The organism is Pseudomonas sp. NPDC086581 (genome assembly GCF_044746165.1).
In the GTDB taxonomy this organism is placed as follows: domain Bacteria; phylum Pseudomonadota; class Gammaproteobacteria; order Pseudomonadales; family Pseudomonadaceae; genus Pseudomonas.
Genome location: NZ_JBIVBR010000005.1, coordinates 86,832 through 100,916, shown reverse-complemented (window position 1 = coordinate 100,916; position 14,085 = coordinate 86,832). Strand labels below are relative to the sequence as shown.

Sequence of the window (14,085 nt, the reverse complement as noted above, 5' to 3'; positions counted from 1 at the left end):
GCCTGGCGAAAAGCTTGCCAGGCGGACATCAGACAAATCTAAAAAGTGGGGATCAGATAAATCTAAAAAGTGGGGAAATGCGAGCGGTCGCTCAGCGCGTCGGGTTAACCATCGAGCAACCCGCTCGCCCGCTGCACCCGCCGCTCCGTCGCGGCCTCAAGCACCTGCCAGCCGCGACCGGCGCTGGCCAGGGTGAACCATTTGCGCGCGCGGGTGATGCCGGTGTAGACCAGCTCGCGGGTGAGGATGGGGTTGAGGCTGTCGGGCAGCAGCAGCGCGGCGTGGGTGAACTCCGAGCCCTGGGACTTGTGCACGGTCATGGCGAATACCGTCTCCACCGCCTGCAGGCGGCTGGGCAGGATCCAGCGGATGGCGTCGGTACCGTCGCCCGCCGGGAAGGCCACTCGCGCCACCCAACGCACCGAGCCGTCGTCGGCCGCCTGCGGCAGTGCCAGGGTGATGCCGATGTCGCCGTTCATCAGTCCCAGGCCGTAGTCGTTGCGGGTGACCAGCACCGGGCGACCAGCGAACCAGCCGCTAGCCGTGGGGATCAAGCCTTCGCGTTGCAGCAGGTCGCCGATCAGGCTGTTCAACCCCTCCACGCCCCAGGGCCCGCGGCGCAAGGCGCAGAGCAACTGGAACTGACCGTGGGCTTCCAGCACCTGCCTGGCCCAGCCATCCAGCGCAGACTGAGCGGCGTTGTCCGCTGGCCGCGCACCGCTGACGACGCGCAGGTAGTGGGCGTAGCCGACCGGGCCGAACAGGTCGCCACCGCGCCCGCCGTCGATCACCAGATCCCGCAGGCTGCGGGTTTCCTGGGCGTCCACCGCGATGCGGGCGAGGTCTTCGTGCTGCGCCTTCCACACCTGGCGCAGGGCCGGGATATCGCCGGCGTTGACCGCCTCGGCCAGCTGGCCGATACCACTGTCGGCGCTGAAACGGTGGCTATGACGAAGCATCGCCACGGCCTGGTCGAGATCGGTGCCAGAGGTGTCCAGAAGCGTGGCGTCAATCGATTCGCCGGTCACGGCCTCCAGCCAGTCGCGGGTGGCCGGGCGGTAGTGACCTTCGCGGGCGCGGCTGCACAGCTCGCCGAGCACTGCGCCGGCTTCCACCGAGGCCAGCTGGTCCTTGTCGCCCAGCAGGATCAGCCGCGCGCGCGGCGGCAATGCGGCGAGCAGCGAGGCCATCATTTCCAGGTCGACCATCGAGGCTTCGTCCACCACCAGCAGCTCCAGCGCCAGAGGGTTGCCGGCGTGGTGGCGGAACTGGCGGCTATCCGGCCGGCTGCCGAGCAGGCGGTGCAGCGTGGTCACCTCGGTCGGGATCGCCTCGCGCGCAGCCTCGCCATTGGCCAGCCGTGCGAGGTCCAGGCGCTGCACGGCGCCCGCGATGGATTCGTTCAGTCGCGCAGCCGCCTTGCCCGTAGGAGCGGCGAGGCGGATGCGCAGAGGCCGCCCTCCCTCCCCCAGCGCCAGGCTTTGCAGCAGGGCGAGCAGCTTGACCACGGTGGTCGTCTTGCCGGTGCCGGGCCCCCCGGTGACGATGCCAAAGGCGTTGCCGGCGACCAGCGCGCAGGCGAGCTTCTGCCAGTCCGCCGGCGCGCCGGGCTTCTTCGGGAACAGCGCATCCAGGGCCTGACGCAGCTGGGCAGCGGGAAGCGCGGCACGCAGCGTATCGCCCTGCCGCAGACGCTGGTCGATTCCAGCGCGCACTTCACGCTCGTACTGCCAGTAGCGACGCAGATAGAGACGACGGCCGGACAGCACCAACGGCGTATCGCCAGGGCCTTCGCCGACCAGTCGCGGATCACTCAGCACGGCACGCCAGGCGTCGAGGTCGAAGCCGTCAAGCAGTACGCCGGGCAACTCCGGGGCGTCCTTGGCCGAGTCGCCTTCGGGCGGCAGCGACAGCGCAAAGCGGCTGTCAGCCAGCGTCGCCTCCAGGTCGAGGCAGACGTGCCCGCGACCGAGTTGGTGACTGGCCAGCGCGGCGGCGAGGATCAGCAACGGACTGGCGTCCGGCGCGCGCTCGACCAGGAAGATCGCGAAGGCGCGGTCCAGCTCGCGTAGCCAGCCGCGCTCGGCCCAGCGGCCGATCAGCTCGAGCATTTGCGCGGTGCTCTTCATGCCGGCACCTCCGCGCGGAACAACCGGTCCAGCTCGTCCATCAGCGCCTTTGGCGGGCGCTCCAGGTACATGCCCTGGGTCGCCGAGGAACTGCCGCGCAGGAACAGGTACATCGCGCCTCCGATATGGCGGTCGTAGTCATAGTCGGGCAGCCGCGCCTGCAGCAGCCGGTGCAGGGCGAACAGGTAGAGTGCGTACTGCAGGTCGTAGCGGTGTTCCAGCAAAGCCTCGCGTAGGGCGCTTTGCGTGTAGGCCTCGTCGTCGGCGCCCAGCCAGTTGGATTTGTAGTCGGCCACGTAGTAGCGGCCCTCGTGCTCGAACACCAGGTCGATGAAGCCCTTGAGCATGCCGTTGAGCAGGTTTACCTGCAGCGTCGGACGCGCCACGCCGTCGAGCGTATGACGGATCACGGCAGCGTCGAGACGCTGGGTATCGACGTGGCGGGTGGAGAACCAGAACTCCATTTCCTTCTGGAAAGTAGTCAACCCGGCCAGGCTGACGGGCGCCGCATCGGGCACGCGGAACGCCGTGCGCAGGTACTGCCCGAGCCAGCCGGCGAGCGGCTCGATCCACTCTTCCCAGCCGCGCACGGCGCAGCGCCGGGCGATCTGGTCGCGCAGCTGTTCTTCGTCGACGTTGAAGCCTTCGTCGGCGGCCCACTCCAGCAAGCCGTGGAGGAAGCTGCCGGGGTTCGCACCGCGCGGGAAGGCGTGCAGACTGAAGGGTGCGGGCACAGATTCCAGCTCGCGGTGTTCTTCCAGGCTGCTTTCACGCAGCAGGTCTTCGCCGGCGCTGATGGGTTCGTGGGCGGCCGGTGCCGGGGCGATTTCGCTGTCGTCTTCGGTAGCCAGCGCCGCCAGCGCGGAATAGCTGGCGATCCACCATTTTTCCGCCACCCGACGGCGCGGTTCGCGGGCCGCGCCCAGCTCGCCGGCCTGCTGACCCACGAAGACTTGCGTACCGACTTCCGGTGCCGGCTCCAGGGCTATTTCCGCCTGGCCGGCCTGCAAGTCGCCCAGGCGCGCGGCCACGTCCTCGACACTCAGTGCGTTGCCGCCGCCGAGCAGGTAGCCCATGGCGCCCTTGTGCAGTTCGGGGTTCTTGCTGTTGCTCATCACCAGCGGCGCCATGCCCAGCCACACGGCGTGGCGCGCGCGGGTCAGAGCCACGTAGAGCAGGCGCATATCCTCGCTCAGGCGCTCGTCGTTGGCCTGCTGGAACGCGGCCTTGGCCAGTTCCTTGTCGCGGGACAGTTCGACCACTCGCGATTCGCCGGACTGGAAGCTCGGCGGCGTACCGCTCTTGCCGTCCAGTTCACGCCAGGTGCAGATGAAGGGCAGCAGCACCAGCGGGTACTCCAGGCCCTTGGACTTGTGGATGGTCACCACCTTGATCAGGTCGGCGTCGCTTTCCAGGCGGAGGATTTCCTCGCTGGACGGGCTCTCCAGTTGCTCGGCGAGCACCCGCAGTAGCGCGTGTTCGCCGTCCAGTTCCACCGCTTCGCGCTGCAGCCACTCGGCCAGGTGCAGCAGGTTGGTCAGGCTGCGCTCGCCATCGGTTTCGCGCAGCAGGCGCGCCGGCAGGGCGAAGTCGGCGAGCAGTCGACGCAGCATCGGCAGCACGCCCTGCTGTTGCCAGAGCACGCGGTAGTCGCGGAAGCGCAGCACCATGTCTTCCCAGAAGCGCTCGTCCTGGTTCAGCCGCTCCAGGGTCGCCCAGTCCAGTGCCAGGCTGCGGGTCGCCAGGGCGATGCGCAGCGCGCCATCGTCGCCGGGGTCGGCGCAGGCGCGCAGCCAGTGCAGCAGGTCGACGGCTTCGGGGCTGTCGAACACCGAATCGCGGTCGGACAGGTAGACACTGGCAAGCCGGCGTTTCGCCAGTTCGCCGCGCACGGCTTCGGCTTCGCTGCGACCGCGCACGAGGATGGCGATGTCTGCCGGGCGCAGGGCGCGCCACTGGCCATCGGCGTCGCGGAAGCCGCTCTGCGCGGAACTCAACCAGCGCTGGATGGCGCTCGCGCTGCGCTCGGCCATCTGCTGGCGGTACAGCGTGGAGCCGCAGACCTGGCCGTCGTTGTCCAGTTGCCAGAAGGTCATGGCCGGCGCTTCGCTGCCTTCCAGAAGCAGCGTTTCATCGCGGCCACGCGCATCGACGTTGAGGAACGGTACCGGGTTTTCCTGACCCTCCATCGCGAAGCGGAAGGCGCCGCGCGGATGGGCTTCGGCAAACAGGAAGCAGCGGTTGGCGGCGTTCACCATGGCCAGCGTCGAGCGGTAGTTGGTGCCCAGCGTGTAGTGCCGCCCAGCGGTGGCGGCACGGGCGCGCAGGTAGGTGTGGATATCGGCGCCACGGAAGGCGTAGATCGCCTGCTTGGGGTCGCCGATCATGAACAGACCGAGGTTTCTGGGGTTCTCCGAGATGCGGTAGACGCGCTCGAAGATGCGGTACTGCAGCGGGTCGGTGTCCTGGAATTCGTCGATCAGCGCAATCGGGAACTGCTCGCGAATCCGTTCGGCCAGGCGCTCGCCGCCATTGCCGGCCAGGGCGCGGTCGAGGCGCACCAGAAGGTCGTCGAAGCCGAGTTCGGCGCGCTTCTGCTTCTCCACTTCCAGGTTGTGCCGCACTTCGCCCAGAGCGTGAAGCAGCAGTTGCGGTGCGATCTCCGGGCGCCCCTCGGAACGCTCGACCCACGCATCGATGGCTTGCAGCGCCGGGTGTTCCGGCACCACCGCCTTGGCTTTCACCTTGATCCGCGTCTGGCCGAACTTGGCGAGGTTGTCCGGTGCGTCGGCGCCTTCGCTCCAGGCATCCAGCGCTTCGATCCAGCCGGCGAACACGGCGTCGTCATCCTTGCCGCGATAGCTGTTGCCGTTGAGATCGCCGCGAAGGTTGCGCAGCAGGTCGCCGACACTCTGGCGATCCGCCGCCCAGGCTTCACGGGCGCGGCTTTCGGCGGCAGCAAGTTCATCGTAGAACTGACCGGTAGTCTCCAGCAGATCGGCCAACGAGGCCGGTGCCGTGAGCGGCTGGTCGGCGAAGCGGAAGCCAGCTTCCTGCGTCGAAAGCAGCGGTTGCAGTGCGCGGGCCAGCGCTTCGGGGCCGGCGTAGCAATGGCGCACGGCATTGGCCGCCGCCACACCCAACGGGTAGAAGTTGCGTCGCCAGTAGTCGCGCACAGCTTCGGCGAGCAGTTCGCTCTGGTCGGCGGCGAGGTCCTGGGTGAACAGGCTCCCGCTGTCGAAGGCGTGCTCGCGCAGCATGCGGTAGCACCAGCTGTGGATGGTCGAGACGGCGGCTTCGTCCATCCATTCGGCGGCCAGCCGCAGCAGGCGCGCGCAGCCGGGCCAGCGCTCGGCGGCGTAGCTGTCGCGCAGTTTCACCAGCAGGCCGTCGTGTTTCTGCTCGGGCTCGGCGAAGCAGCGCGCGGCTTCGCCCAGGCGCGCACGGATACGTTCGCGCAGTTCCTGGGTCGCGGCTTCGGTGAAGGTCACCACGAGGATTTCCGGCGGGCTCAGCGGCCGTCCGAACGCAGCCTGCTCGCCGCCGTGGTCGAGGACCAGGCGTACGTAGAGCAAGGCGATGGTGAAGGTCTTGCCGGTGCCGGCGCTGGCCTCGATCAGCCGGCTACCGTGCAGCGGGAAGTCGAGAGGATTGAGCTCGACGGCGCTCATTGTTCGGCCTCCTTGCGCTGCAGAATCGCAAATAGCGGTCCGTACAGCTTCTGCGCCCAGGCCGCGAATTCCCCACTGGCGTTGAGCGCGGCGAAGTCCGGGTAGACCCGCGCCAGCGCCGCCGAAGACGCCACCTCACCGCTCAGGTTGAAGCCGCCGTCGTAGCGCTTGGCAGCTTCGCGGGCTGCACGGTCTTCGTCATCGCCAGCAGACAGCCAGGCGAACGCCGCCTTGCAGGCCACCGGCAGCGGGCGGCTCATGCCCTGGAACCAGGCATCCAGCAGCGCATCCAGTTCGGCGCGGGCTTCCTGCGCCGGCAGCGGCGGGAATTCCAGGGTGCCGGTCAGGCCGACCAGCACGCTGGTCACCGGTTCGCCACACAGTTGCAACGCCAGGTGACGCGCCCACGGGCGCACCAGTCCATGCCATTTGTAGCCCTTGCCTTCATGCAGCTTGCCACTGACCAGGTGCAGGCTGGCGAGCTGGCCGTCGGCATTGCGGCGCAGGCCGCCGAGCCAGTCGGCCAGTTCGATGCCGGCGTGTTCGTGATTGAGTTCGCGCTGCTCGTCTTCCACCTGCGACCAGTGCTCCAGCTGTTCGCGGTAGCGCGCCAGCAGGTCGTGCAGCGGCGCCACCAGCGCCTGGGCCGAGAAGTCGCCGAAGGCTGCCAGCGGCAGCCGGCCTTCGCGGCGCAGGCGCTCGACCTGGGCGGTGAGTTGCGCTCCCAGCTGATCATCCTGCCAATGCTGTTCCACCCACGGGCGCAGGCGCTCGCAGAGTTCGAACTGCAATTGCCAGACATCCAGGCCATTCAGCTCGAAGGGCTCTTCGTCCTGGCCGGTCAGTTGTTCCTCGCCGAAGCGCACCTTGAGGCGCTGCAGGAAGAAGGCGCCGACCGGGTTGGCGAGGAAGTCCGAGAGCACGCGCAGGCCGATGGGTGCATCCAGCACCGGTGGCGCCAGCGGCGCATCATTCGCCTCGCCGTCATGCTCGCGGTGCACGTCGCGCCATTCGCGGGCGTAGGTGTAGAGGCCATCGATACCCTGCGCCGAGGGCGCATCGAAATAGGCGCGGCTGAAGGGTTGCAGCGGGTGTTCCAGGGTTAGTCCATGCAACAGGTCGCTACCGTTGGCGCCCTGCCAGCCGGCGGCGAGGTGGTCGCGCAGCTGGCCGACCAGCACGGATGGCGGGCGCTCGCTGTTGTCGCGGATGCTTCGTCCAACCCAACTGACGTAGAGCTGGCGGCGCGCGGAAAGCAGCGCTTCGAGCAGCAGGTAACGGTCGTCCTCGCGCCGCGAACGGTCGCCGGGGCGGTAGTCGTTGCGCATCAGGTCGAAGTCCAGCGGCGACTGCGGGCGTGGGTAGTCGCCGTCGTTCATGCCCAGCAGGCAGACCAGCTGGAAGGGAATCGCGCGCATCGGCATCAGGGTGCAGAAGCTCACCGCGCCGGCGAGGAAACGCTGGTTCAGGCCACCGGCATCCAGGCCGCTGAGCCAGGCCTCGCGCACCACCGAGAGCGGCAGCAGGTCGGTGAAACAGGCGTACTCGCAAGTTTTCAGCCAATCATCGAGCAGGTCCAGCAGTTGCTGGCGGAGCAGTTCGTCATGGTCGTCGGTGACCTGGAAGAAGTCTTCCAGCAGGTTGCGCAGGCGCTGCACCCAGGTCACCGCATCGGCTTCCTCGGCGAGCAGGTCGCAGGCCTTTTCCAGCGCGCCGAGCAGGCCGGCCAGCGGGCCGAGGGCGGCGGCGTCGAGACCGCCGATTTCCGCATAGGGCTGAATGCCCTGGAAGGCTTCGCCCTCGCCCACCGCAAAACCCAACAGCATGCGCCGCAGGCCGAAGCGCCAGCTGTTGGCTTCGGCGGCGGCGGGCAGGCCGAGGCGTTCGCGCTGCTGGCCGTCGAGGCCCCAGCGCACGCCGGCGCCATCGATCCAGCGGCGCAGCAGCGGCAGGTCGGCATCGGCCAGGCCGAAGCGCGCGCGCACGGCGGCAACGTCCAGCAGGTCGAGAATCTCGCTCACCGCGAAACGGCTGTCGGGCAGGCGCAGCAGGTGTTCCAGCGCTACCAGCAGCGGCTCGCGGCCGCGCTGGCCCTGGTCGGCCAGGGTGTAGGGGATGAAGCGTTTGTCGTCACGGGCGATCTGGCCAAAAACGGCCTCAATGTGCGGCGCGTAGGGGTTGATGTCCGGGACCATGACGATCACGTCGCGCGGGCGCAGCGTCGGGTCGGCATCGAAGCGCGCGAGCAACTGGTCGTGGAGGATTTCCACTTCGCGCTGGGCGCTGTGGGCGACGTGGAAACGCACCGAGTCGTCGGCCTGCGGGTCGACCGCCGGCCAGCGTTCGCGGGTCTCGTTGATCGGTCGCAGTTCGAGGATGTCGTCCTGCAGCTGGCCGAGCAGGCTGCCCGGCTCCACCTCGCTGAACAGATCGATGCGCCCATTGCTCACCGCACCCAGGCGCGCGCGGTAGGTTTCCGGGTCGTCGTACTGGTCGAGCAGGTTGATGTAGTCGCGGCCCTGCTTGCCCCAGGCAGCCAGCAGCGGCTGGGCGTACTGGTGTTGCTGGTCGTCACTGAGCAGCTCCGGGGTGCCGGCGCGGCGGCGCTGGCGGCGGTACTCATGGCGCAGCAGGTCCTTGTCGGCAACGATGTCGGCCCAGTGATGGCGGCAGGGGTTGTGCACGCAGAGCAGCACCTGGGCGTGACGCGCCAGTACGGCGAGAGCCTCTACCGTCTGCGCAGGCATCGCGGAGATGCCGAACACCACCACGCGGCGCGGCAGGTTCGGCAGCAGGTTGTCGGCGGCCTTGAGTTTCTCGATGAAGCGCCCGTGTACGCCGGCCCGGCTGGTGGCAAGGCCTTCGGGGCCGACGTCAGCGAGCAGTGCGCGCCACAGGGCGGCTTGCCAGCGGTTGTCGGCGTCCAGCTCGCGCACGCTGCCGTTGGCCAAGCGCAGTTGATCGACGTTGCGGCTCCAGTCTTCCAGCCAGTCGGCGCGGTAGACCTGGTACTGGTCGAACAGGTCGGCCAGGCGCTCGGCCAGCTGGTGGCGCTTGCGCAGGTCGGCGTCGTCGGCGAGGAAGCGTTGCAGGGTGGCGAACTCGTCGCGCGCCAGCAGCGTCGGCAGCAGGCGCATCAGGCGCCAGGTCAGCGGGGCCTTGTCGAGCACCGAGACTTCGGGGATTTCATCGCAGCCCAGCGCACCCCGGTAGGCGCGCCAGAGGAATTGCGCGGGCAGTTGAACGTCCAGCGCGGCGGTTATGCCACAGCCACCGTCCTGCACATCGCGTCCCAGCGCCAGCTTCAGCCACTGGGCGATGCCGTTGCTCTGCACCAGGATGACTTCGTTCTCCAGCGGCGCCAGTGGGTGCAGGCTCATCCACTGCACCAGCAGGTCGCGCAGCGCTTCCGGATGGTTGCCATGGATCACCATCAGGCCGGGGGTCAGTCGCTGCTCGCTCATCGTGTCTCCTGATGCGGAGCGGGCAACTTGGGGTGCCCGCCGGGGATGACGGGCATTTCACCAAAAACCGCGCGCCGGAGCAGCCTTTTTCCCCACCTGGCGGGAGGATTTCCCCACCACCGCGAAACGCCCGACCTCTTCATTTACACAAACGGGCCCACAACCGGGCCTCTCCGACATTTTCGAAAAAGACCGCATCACCGTTCGTTCCACCGACCAGCGGCTATGCTGATTCGACGGCCGTTCCAGGCCAGCCATGGAGGAAGAGATGGGAAAGAAGAGCAAGGCGAAGAACCCGGCCCCCGAGCAGGCCGGGAAGATGAAGAACAAGGAGTACGAGGAGCACCTGCGCAAACTCTCGGTCGAACTGGTCAAGCTGCAGGAGTGGGTGGTGAGCAAGGGCCTGAAGGTCTGCATCATCTTCGAAGGCCGCGATGGCGCCGGCAAGGGTGGCACCATCAAGGCGCTCACCGAGCGAGTCAGCCCGCGGGTGTTTCGTGTGGTGGCGTTGCCCACGCCCACCGAGCGTGAGAAGTCCCAGCTCTACGCACAGCGCTACATCAAGCACCTGCCGTCCGCCGGTGAAGTGGTGATCTTCGACCGCAGCTGGTACAACCGCGCCGGCGTCGAGCGAGTGATGGGCTTCTGCACCGAGGAACAGGCCGACAAGTTCCTCGCCGTGACACCGCTGTTCGAGCGCATGCTCACCGAGTCCGGCATCATCCTGCTGAAGTTCTGGCTGGAGGTCAGCCCCGAGGAGCAGGAGCGCCGCCTGAAGGACCGCATCACCGACGGTCGCAAGACCTGGAAGCTCTCGCCGATGGACCTGAAGTCCTTCACTCGCTGGGACGACTACACCCGTGCCCGCGACCTGATGTTCGCCGCCACCGACTCGCCTTGGGCACCCTGGATCGTGGCGCCGTCTGAAGACAAGAAGCGCGTGCGTCTGAACGTGATCAACCACATCCTCAAGCACGTTCCGTACAAGACCATCCCGCAGGACGAGGTGAAACTGCCCCGGCGCGGCAAGATCGGCAAGTACAAGAGCCCCGACTATCCCATCCACTACATTGACGAGGCCTTCTGAGGCCAACCGGGGCCGGCGCCCGCCGGCCCCGGATCAATCGCCAGGCACGCCCCCGGAGCACCTTGACCTGGGGCCGGGGTGCACGCCGAACCAGCAAGAGAAAGCGGCAGGCGTACTTTCAGGCGCTCCAGCGGCTGTGTTCGCGAGCAAGCTCAGGCAATGGCGCCAAGATAACGCTCCACCTCGCCAGACAACCAACCGGCAAACGCCGCCACCTTGGCCTGGGTAGCCTCGCGCTCGGGCCATACCAGCCAGTAGGGGAAGCCATACGGCACGCGCAGATCACTCAGCGCCACCAGCTCGCCACTTTCCAGCGCGCCGGCCACCAGGCTGCGCCGTTCGAGACCAATCCCCTGCCCCATGCGCACCGCCTCGATGCTCAGGTTGGAGTCGTTCACCACGAACTCCGCCGGCTCCTGGGGCACCGCCACGCCAGCCGCCTGGCACCAGCCCAGCCAGGACTCGAAGCCTGTGACGCGCGGGCAGCAGAGGATCTCCGACGGCGTCCGGGGCAGACGTCCGCCATTGAAGTCCGGCGCGGCGACGACCACCACTTCGTCCTCGAACAAATGGTCCTGCGCCAGCCCTTCCCAGTGGCCCTGGCCGATGCGGATCGCCACATCGGCCAAGCCCTGGCGCAAGTCCATCACTTCCAGGCTGGCCAGCAGGCGCAGGCGGTACTGTGGATAAGCTGCGCGGAAGCCCGGCAGGCGCGGCAGCAGCCACTTCTGGCCGAAGGAAGGGGTAAGCGCCACCACCAGCTCATCCTCACCCGGACGCGCTTTTGCCAGACGGGTCGCCTCGGCGATATCGCGCAGCGCGCCGCGAATCTGCAGGGCATACAGGCGGCCTTCCTCGCTCAGGCGCAAGCCCCGGCCCTCGCGCTGCAATAGGATGATGCCCAGCAGGCTTTCCAACTGGCGCACCTGCTGGCTGATGGCCGAATGAGTAACGTGCAGTTCGCTGGCGGCGAGGGTCACGCTGCCGAGCCGGGCAACGGCCTCGAAACTGCGCAGGGCTGAAAGCGGCGGCAATGCACTCATGTAAGTTTTCCTAACCAAATTGGTCACTAATCGTCGCTATTTCCCAGCTGCCAAAGCCGCTAGATTCATGGCCACTTAGCGGACAGCCGCGCCAACCACGATGCAATTTCCACTAACAGGATGTGCCCATGCAACAGAAGCTTCCGCACCTGATCGGCATGCTCGACTCGCCCTACGTGCGCCGCGTCGCCATCACCCTGCGCCTGCTCGGCATCGAGTTCAGCCACCAGTCGCTGTCTGTGTTCAGTACCTATGAGAAATTCCGCGGCATAAACCCGGTGGTGAAGGCGCCCACCCTGGTGCTGGGCGACGGCCAGGTATTGATGGATTCCACCCTGATTATCGATTGTCTCGAACACCTGGCCGGGCGCAGCCTGATGCCTGCCGAGCCCGCCGCACGGGTGCGCGCCACGCGCTTGCTGGGCCTGGCCCTGGCGGTCATGGAAAAGTCGGTGCAGCGCTACTACGAGCAGCAGCGGCCGCAGGAAAAGCAGCTCGCCACCTGGCAGGAACGGGTCGACCAGCAGTTGCACGCCGCCCTGGCGCAGCTGGAGAGCGAGCTGCGCGAGATGTCGCTGGATGTCGGCGCACCGCTGGACCAGGCCGGGCTGAGCATCGCGGTGGCCTGGACCTTCGTGCAGCTGCTGCATTCCGAAGACATCCCGGCGCAGAGCTATCCGGCGGTCCGCGATTGGACGCAACAGGCTGAAGCGCTGGACGTCTTCAAGGCCTTCCCGCCGGTGTGATGCACCCCGGCCCCAGGCAACCCAATCAGTCCCTGGGTAACTCCTCGTGCTGCTGCCGGGTAAAGCGCAGCAGGCCGAAGCAGATGAAGAAGCCGCAGAGCGCCAGCCCGGCGGCGACCAGGAAGATCGACGCATAGCCGTGACGGGCGGCAACCAGCCCCATCAGCGGGCCGGCGATGCCCATCGCCAGGTCGAAGAACAGCGCGTAGGCGCCCAGTCCCGCGCTGCGGCTGCTGGCCGGGATGCGCAGCACCGCCTCGACGCCCAGCGACGGATAGACCAGCGACAGACCGCAACCGGTGAGCGCCGCGCCTAGCAGGGCAAAGCCCGGCCCCGGCGCCTGCCAGAGCAGCAGCAGGCCGAAGACCTCCACGCCGAGGCAGACCACCGCGACGGCAAAGCCGCCGAAGCGATTGACCATGCCGGAAAAGATCAGCCGCGCACCGACGAAGCAGACGCCGAAGGCCGTCAGGCACCAGGCCGGGTTCGCCCAGCCTTGGCTGCCGTAATAGAGAGTGATGAAGGTCGCCAGGGTGCCGAAGCCAATGGAGCCGAGCATCACGCACATTCCGTAGGGCAGCACGCGGCCGAGCACCGCGTGAAAGGCCATGCGCACGCCGGGGATGATCGGGACCTCCGCACGACCACGGGCTGCCAGCCAGCCCAGCACGGTGAGCACCAGAATGCTTACGCCCAGGCTCCAGAGGCCCAGCGAGGCCGACATGGTCACCCCCAGCGGCGCCCCGATGGCGATGCCGCCGTAGCTGACGATGCCGTTCCAGGAAATCACCTTGGCGGTGTTCTGCGTGCCCACCAGCGCAATGCCCCAGCTCGCCGTACCGATGCCCAGCAGCCCCTGCGCCAGGCCGAACAGCAGGCGACTGCCGAGCAGCAGGATCAGGCTCACCCGGGTCACGGCTTCGAAGCTGGTGGACGCCAGCACCAGCACGCCGCCGGCGCCCAGAACGCCCAGGCCGTAGAGCACGGCGCGCTTGGCCCCATAGGTATCGGCTACGTAGCCCGCCAGCGGGCGGGACAGCAGGGTGGCGATGTACTGCAGGCCAATCACCACGCCGGCGATCACCGTCGAATAGCCCAGGCCTTCGTGGACGAAGCCGGGCAGCACCGGCAGCAGCAGGCCGATGCTCAGGAACAGGACGAAGGTAAAAAAGACGGTCGCGAGGATGCGCAGGGTGACGGAGGCGGTTCGCTGCTCGGACGAGCTCATGGACGGGCCTGGCGGTGGGTGGCGGAGCGTGTTCGGGGACGATTGAAAGCAGGCTATCTATTTCCGCCGCAATTGCCAATCCGAACCTTGCTCGGCGGCAGGGGCTCCTATAGTTGTTCCAATGCCGCGCGCCGTGGCGGCGCGCTCCACTTCAACCCAGGAGATCGCCATGGATACCAGCCAGCACAGCCTGAGCGCCCTGTTCAAGCAACTGGGCCTGCCAGAAGGGCGCCAGGAAATCGATGCATTCCTCGGCAGCCACCGCCTCGCCGAGGGCCAGAAACTGCCGGACGCGCCATTCTGGAATGCCGCCCAGTCGCAGTTCCTGCGCGAGGCGCTACAGCAGGATTCGGACTGGACCGAGGAGGCAGACGAACTGGCGGTGCGGCTGTCCGACTGATCGCCCTGCGGGCGTGCCCGTTCAGCGGCTCTACTTCAGATAAGAGCGCAGCACGCCCATGACCTGTTCCAGGTCTTCGTGGCGCTGCGCCGCGGTACGATCCTCGGCGCCCAGGTGGTCACGCAGGTGGCCTTCGAGCACTTCGGCCATCAACCCGTTCACCGCGCCGCGGATGGCGGCGATCTGCTGCAGGATCGCCGCACATTCGCTGCCCGCCTCCAGCGCCCGCTCCAGCGCCTCGCTCTGGCCCTTGATGCGCCGCACCCGGGTCAGCAGCTTCTTCTGGTCCTTGATGGTATGTCCCACGTCAAAACTCC

9 protein-coding genes are annotated in these 14,085 nt (G+C 67.5%); 3 read left to right on the top strand and 6 right to left on the bottom strand.

Going from position 1 to position 14,085, the window contains the following annotated elements:
- Nucleotides 1-104 precede the first annotated feature (104 nt).
- Genes recD through recC form a run of 3 tightly spaced genes read right to left on the bottom strand, consistent with a single transcriptional unit; the run spans nt 105 to nt 9,264 of the window.
- Entirely contained in the window at nt 105-2,129 is a 2,025-nt protein-coding gene (gene recD, locus ACIPK7_RS12150) for an exodeoxyribonuclease V subunit alpha (RefSeq protein ID WP_192431496.1), read from the bottom strand.
- Nucleotides 2,126-5,800, bottom strand: coding sequence for an exodeoxyribonuclease V subunit beta (gene recB, locus ACIPK7_RS12145; protein ID WP_401087920.1), 3,675 nt, complete (start codon nt 5,798-5,800; stop codon nt 2,126-2,128). The genes recD and recB overlap by 4 nt, the downstream gene beginning before the upstream one ends.
- The gene (gene recC / locus ACIPK7_RS12140) at nt 5,797-9,264 is read right to left on the bottom strand and encodes an exodeoxyribonuclease V subunit gamma (protein ID WP_401087918.1); all 3,468 of its coding nucleotides are present in this window, start codon (nt 9,262-9,264) and stop codon (nt 5,797-5,799) included. Before recC ends, recB begins: the two co-directional genes overlap by 4 nt.
- Before the next feature lie 268 nt (nt 9,265-9,532).
- On the opposite strand from recC, the gene ppk2 reads away from it, so the two are divergent.
- A complete protein-coding gene (gene ppk2 / locus ACIPK7_RS12135; RefSeq protein WP_401087916.1) occupies nt 9,533-10,351 on the top strand; it encodes a polyphosphate kinase 2 in 819 nt (272 codons plus the stop codon).
- 152 nt (nt 10,352-10,503) lie between these two features.
- Here the strand turns inward: ppk2 and ACIPK7_RS12130 are convergent, their stop codons facing one another.
- Nucleotides 10,504-11,394 (bottom strand): LysR substrate-binding domain-containing protein, encoded by an 891-nt coding sequence (locus ACIPK7_RS12130; protein WP_401087914.1) that lies wholly within the window; start codon nt 11,392-11,394, stop codon nt 10,504-10,506.
- Between the two features lie 128 nt (nt 11,395-11,522).
- Here ACIPK7_RS12130 and ACIPK7_RS12125 point away from each other — a divergent pair, with 128 nt between their 5' ends.
- Nucleotides 11,523-12,140, top strand: a complete 618-nt coding sequence (locus ACIPK7_RS12125) for a glutathione S-transferase family protein (protein WP_192431501.1) — start codon at nt 11,523-11,525, stop codon at nt 12,138-12,140.
- A 25-nt stretch (nt 12,141-12,165) separates the two neighbouring features.
- Here the strand turns inward: ACIPK7_RS12125 and ACIPK7_RS12120 are convergent, their stop codons facing one another.
- Nucleotides 12,166-13,368, bottom strand: coding sequence for an MFS transporter (locus tag ACIPK7_RS12120; RefSeq protein ID WP_192431502.1), 1,203 nt, complete (start codon nt 13,366-13,368; stop codon nt 12,166-12,168).
- A gap of 169 nt (nt 13,369-13,537) precedes the next feature.
- Between ACIPK7_RS12120 and ACIPK7_RS12115 the strand changes: the two genes are divergently transcribed.
- Entirely contained in the window at nt 13,538-13,768 is a 231-nt protein-coding gene (locus ACIPK7_RS12115; RefSeq protein WP_192431503.1) for a DUF2789 domain-containing protein, read from the top strand.
- Nucleotides 13,769-13,798: 30 nt separating this feature from the next.
- Here the strand turns inward: ACIPK7_RS12115 and ACIPK7_RS12110 are convergent, their stop codons facing one another.
- Nucleotides 13,799-14,074: a metal/formaldehyde-sensitive transcriptional repressor gene (locus tag ACIPK7_RS12110; protein ID WP_024764116.1), complete on the bottom strand. Its 276-nt coding sequence runs from the start codon at nt 14,072-14,074 to the stop codon at nt 13,799-13,801.
- Nucleotides 14,075-14,085 lie beyond the last annotated feature (11 nt).